This is a genomic window from Bartonella sp. AD328YNZD (genome assembly GCF_042196425.1).
Map to the genome: position 1 here is coordinate 1 of NZ_JBHIQG010000292.1, position 3,068 is coordinate 3,068.

At 36.9% G+C, this 3,068-nt stretch carries 1 protein-coding gene; it reads right to left on the reverse strand.

The genetic code is table 11. The features are described from left to right. Positions 1 to 346 precede the first annotated feature (346 nt). Positions 347 to 3,031, reverse strand: coding sequence for an autotransporter outer membrane beta-barrel domain-containing protein (locus ACFIO3_RS10800; RefSeq protein WP_375704445.1), 2,685 nt, complete (start codon positions 3,029 to 3,031; stop codon positions 347 to 349). Positions 3,032 to 3,068: the final 37 nt, after the last annotated feature.

Below are 3,068 nucleotides of genomic sequence, written 5' to 3' on the forward strand. Positions count from 1 at the left end.
ATTTTATATATCCACCCTATGTTTTATGTAAAGCCAGAATCCCAAAATATCACAATTTAAAATTGTATTATTTATAAAAACGCGTAAAAATATAGATAGAAATAAAAACTCTACCCCAAAGCGGTGATTTCAAGAGAATTTAATAAAAATACACTAAAGGAAGAAAAACAGCATAAGAAGCAAAAACTGCAAACCAGAAAGCCCTATCTCGTTTCTAAAAAGAAACAAACTTGCTCATGCAAAAAAACATTTTTTTAAAAAACTTGTTTAAAAAGTTGCAAACAAATAATAAAAAACCACAAGCTATGCTTATGGCTTTTTAAACAACTTACCCCAAGACGATCACCTAAAAACGATAGCGCAATCCACCAGAAAAACTGATTCCAGAAAAACCACCTTTACTCAACTTATGCTGATAAACCAAATCACCATGAAGCGCAAATTTTTGAGACAAGCGAGCATTAAGACCTAATCCAGCCTCTAGAGAAGAACCAAAAGCCGCTAACTGGAAAGAATCTTTAAAACGCACAGCTCTTTCTTTGCCAAAATCATGAGCAAAATGAATCTTTCCATAAAAAGAAACATCACGATCTTTTTCAGACGCAGTAAGAGTCTTTATCAAACGACCACCCATACGCACCATCAATTGATCAAGTTTATCCATCTCAATATTAAAATTATCAATATCGCGGGCCTCATTAAATTGAAGATGCTGATAAACAACCTGAACCTGTGGATCAAAAACAACACCTTCATATCCTGTGGCAATTTTCTGACCACTCATCAAGGAAACACTTAAAGGGTTACCTTTCAATGTTGCCGTTTTACCCCGTGCAGTTGTCAGAACATCTCCCTTAAACAGACCATACGATAACAAACCATCAACATAGAATCCTACATCATGCTGCATACTGCCATAAACTGTAGCAGTCCATTTATCAAATGTACTTTTTTGGCTTTGTGCAACATCTCGAGGTTGTAGAGAAAGCTTTCCATAAGACCCCATCACCCCAAAGGATATAACACTGTCAACATTTTCAACAGTTTGTAGCAAAACACCTGTCTCTAGTGCATAGTACCCTAGATCTCCCCCATAACCATATTCAAGCGCAGATAAATCTGAGGCATAACGATAACTCCCACCATAGCCACGCAAAAATGAAGCAGGATTTTCATGAATTTCCAACATTCCACTAAAATTAGTCCGTACTATCTCTAACTGCTTGTTTTGATTACTGATATCTATCAAACCAGCGTGGAATAAACTATTTGGCAAAAGCAGATAAGTTGGCACCTGAGGAACAACAACCTTAACGCCTTGCCTAGAATGATGCTCACCACCTAAACCAAGTTTAGAACCCTGAGTTAATCTAAATGTAGTATCAGAATCAACAAATCCATTTTCGAGGCGGAAATCCCAAAAATCTCCTTCACCTTCGACTAATCTTTGAGACGCACTCGCTCTTCCTAATTCAGAGTTTGGGCCATAAGCATGAAGCCTATATTGGTAAGGTAGACCGTCCAATGCAATATAATCACCATCCAACAAGAAAGAATCTTTCTCTGCTGTTCCAGAAACCTGAATAATCGAGATACCTTTATCATTTCCATAATGCCCCGTACCACCTCCTGGACTTCCTGAAACACCATGCACATGTATTATTGTTTTTCCTTCAATATCACCATGGAATAAAAGACGATCCGTTTTTTGATTCTGAAGAGCCCCCCCCTTATTCAAATAGGTGTTGAGATAAAGATGTGCATTACCTTGTGCTTTATAAACTTCACCTGTTCCTCTCCCAACACGAAGTGTTTGATAGCCATCAACTATGTTAGTTTCTGGTTGTTCAAAAATAATAGAACTATCAATAAGATGTATTAATGAAATTGATGAAACACCTATAGAACTAGAAACTTGTAAATTTTTATTTTTCGGCCGTGATAAAATCCATTTTGAATCACCTCTCAACCGAAATTCAGCAGAAGAACTTTCATCAACATGTGTCCCCCCTACAAGTGTAGAAGCATCCACTGAAACCTTCACAAAAGAGCCATCCTCAACCTTCAGTAATAAATCTCCAGAAAGTTTGGAATTATCCAACAGCCTAACAACACCACCAGATCCTCTGCTATAAATAGCTGCACTCTTTGGAACTGTAAAAGAGGTTCTTGTCAAGCCAACAATCCCTCGTACGGGTAAGTTCGTTTTTGGAAGACTTCCGAACATCTCTTCCTCACCCGCAAAAATATAAAAATAATGAGGATACTCGTGATCCTTCATTTCCTCATTTCTGTCTCCTAGTCCCTCCCAAAAACGCAACCCATAAGACGTATTACTTTCTACCAAAACCGTAGAATCCACGATAGTTATAAAGATACCCTTCCCATCGATATTATTCCCATGCATTGAAAAACCATGAGCATTGGCTAGATTAACTTTACCTTTCTCAAAATGGATACTCCCAGCATCAAACGCATGAAAAGCTGAATTTTCATTATGGTCATCTATACTCATCCCCTGACTACCTTGTTCGGTAATAGAACTACTCCTTAAATCGACCTGTCCCCAATTTCTTACTTCAACTCCGATACCCTTTGTAAAGTTAATCTCTCCTCTTTCTATAATCACTTGTCCATGTTCACTCGCCACGACCCCATACTTCCAAAAACTTTCTTTTGAAATAACAGCACTTGAAGCATCCTTAACAGTTATATTTTTCCCGAAGAGAAGCGTTTTTCTTCCAGATGCTTGTATAGCAACAGTTTCATTCGTATTTTCATCAGTTTTTTGATAATTTTTATTGTAAAAGTAGTGTTTTTTACCATCATTACACCGATAAAATTCACTATTCATAATACATGAAAATTGATCCTGATTATTTTGTGTCTTACCATTAACGCCAGAACGACCTTGTACCCCAGTATTAACAACAGCACCATCTTGAACCGTAGCATCAACATTGTGTGCAAAAAAAAGAAATGCTGTTGTAAAAGTACATAAGGAAAAACGATTTTTAAATAGATTGACCATAATTACACCATAATTTTGCCCATAAAAGTAACACGTA

Coding starts and splice junctions, on each gene's coding strand:
- ACFIO3_RS10800 (WP_375704445.1), bottom strand. CDS start 3,031: ATGGTCAATCTATTTAAAAATCGTTTTTCCTTATGTACTTTTACAACA.